Raw genomic sequence first — 2,500 nt, 5'->3', positions numbered from 1 at the left:
TGGGGGGACCATCCTCCAAGGCTAAATACTACTGACCGACCGATAGTGAACCAGTACCGTGAGGGAAAGGCGAAAAGAACCCCGGAGAGGGGAGTGAAATAGAACCTGAAACCGTGTGCGTACAAGCAGTAGGAGCTCCGCAAGGAGTGACTGCGTACCTTTTGTATAATGGGTCAGCGACTTACTGTTCGTGGCAAGCTTAACCGTATAGGGGAGGCGAAGGGAAACCGAGTCTGATAAGGGCGCATAGTCGCGGGCAGTAGACCCGAAACCGGGTGATCTAGTCATGCCCAGGGTGAAGGTGCGGTAACACGCACTGGAGGCCCGAACCCACTCCCGTTGCAAAGGTAGGGGATGAGGTGTGATTAGGAGTGAAAAGCTAATCGAACCCGGAGATAGCTGGTTCTCCTCGAAAGCTATTTAGGTAGCGCCTCATATGTATCCTCTCGGGGGTAGAGCACTGTTATGGCTAGGGGGTCATCGCGACTTACCAAACCATTGCAAACTCCGAATACCGAGACGGACTGTATGGGAGACACACGGCGGGTGCTAACGTCCGTCGTGAAAAGGGAAACAACCCAGACCCACAGCTAAGGTCCCAAATTTTGTGCTAAGTGGAAAACCATGTGGAAAGGCACAGACAGCCAGGAGGTTGGCTTAGAAGCAGCCACCCTTTAAAGAAAGCGTAATAGCTCACTGGTCGAGTCGGTCTGCGGGGAAGATTTAACGGGGCTAAGCACAGAACCGAAGCTTGGGGTGCATAACTTTGTTATGCGCGGTAGAGGAGCGTTCCGTAAGCCGTTGAAGGTGGATTGAGAAGTCTGCTGGAGGTATCGGAAGTGCGAATGCTGACATGAGTAACGATAATGCGGGTGAAAAACCCGCACGCCGAAAGCCCAAGGTTTCCTTGCGCAACGTTAATCGGCGCAGGGTGAGTCGGCCCCTAAGGCGAGGACGAAAGTCGTAGTCGATGGGAAGCAGGTTAATATTCCTGCACCTCGCGTAAGTGCGATGGAGGGACGGAGAAGGTTAGGTGTACCAGGCGTTGGTTGTCCTGGGGAAAGGCGGTAGGTTTGGATCTTTGGCAAATCCGGGATCCTTCAAGACCGAGCACCGAGACGAGCCTTTATGGCGAAGTCACTGATACCACGCTTCCAGGAAAAGCTCCTAAGCTTCAGCTTACGCAGACCGTACCGTAAACCGACACAGGTGGGTAGGATGAGAATTCTCAGGCGCTTGAGAGAACTCGGGTGAAGGAACTAGGCAACATGGCACCGTAACTTCGGGAGAAGGTGCACCCTTTTTGGTGGCTCATGCGAGCTATAGCTGAAGAGGGTCGCAGTAACCAGGCCGCTGCGACTGTTTATCAAAAACACAGCACTCTGCAAACACGAAAGTGGACGTATAGGGTGTGACGCCTGCCCGGTGCTGGAAGGTTAATTGATGGGGTCAGCCGCAAGGCGAAGCTCTTGATCGAAGCCCCAGTAAACGGCGGCCGTAACTATAACGGTCCTAAGGTAGCGAAATTCCTTGTCGGGTAAGTTCCGACCTGCACGAATGGCGTAACGACAGCGGCGCTGTCTCCACCCGAGACTCAGTGAAATTGAAATCGCTGTGAAGATGCAGCGTTCCCGTGGCAAGACGGAAAGACCCCGTGAACCTTTACTATAGCTTTACACTGAACGTTGAGTTCGTCTGTGTAGGATAGGTGGGAGGCTATGAAACTGTGGCGCTAGCTGCAGCGGAGCCATCCTTGAAATACCACCCTGTCGTGCTTGACGTTCTAACCTGGGCCCATTATCTGGGTCGGGGACCGTGTATGGTGGGTAGTTTGACTGGGGCGGTCTCCTCCTAAAGAGTAACGGAGGAGCTCGAAGGTACGCTCAGCGCGGTCGGACATCGCGCACTGTGTGCAAAGGCATAAGCGTGCTTGACTGCAAGATCGACGGATCAAGCAGGTAGGAAACTAGGACTTAGTGATCCGGTGGTTCTGTATGGAAGGGCCATCGCTCAACGGATAAAAGGTACTCCGGGGATAACAGGCTGATACCGCCCAAGAGTTCATATCGACGGCGGTGTTTGGCACCTCGATGTCGGCTCATCACATCCTGGGGCTGTAGTCGGTCCCAAGGGTATGGCTGTTCGCCATTTAAAGTGGTACGCGAGCTGGGTTCAGAACGTCGTGAGACAGTTCGGTCCCTATCTGCCATGGGCGTTGGAGATTTGAGAGGGGCTGCTCCTAGTACGAGAGGACCGGAGTGGACGAACCTCTGGTGTTCCGGTTGTCACGCCAGTGGCATTGCCGGGTAGCTATGTTCGGAAGCGATAACCGCTGAAAGCATCTAAGCGGGAAGCGCGCCTCAAGATGAGATCTCCCGGGGCACAAGCCCCCTGAAGGAACCATGTAGACTACGTGGTTGATAGGTCAGGTGTGTAAGTACAGCAATGTATTGAGCTAACTGATACTAATGATCCGTGCGGCTTGACCATATAACCTCAA

The 2,500-nt window shown here is 53.8% G+C and carries 1 rRNA gene (only partly in view); it reads left to right on the top strand.

Annotation, left to right across the window (positions count from 1 at the left end):
• A 23S ribosomal RNA gene (locus QP512_RS20070) occupies positions 1-2,490 on the top strand; it begins 390 nt to the left of the window's first position.
• Positions 2,491-2,500: the final 10 nt, after the last annotated feature.

This window comes from Stenotrophomonas sp. 57 (assembly GCF_030291075.1).
Classification (GTDB): Bacteria; Pseudomonadota; Gammaproteobacteria; order Xanthomonadales; family Xanthomonadaceae; genus Stenotrophomonas.
The sequence above is the reverse complement of the archived record's forward strand: the minus strand, read 5'-3'. Positions and strand labels throughout refer to the sequence as shown.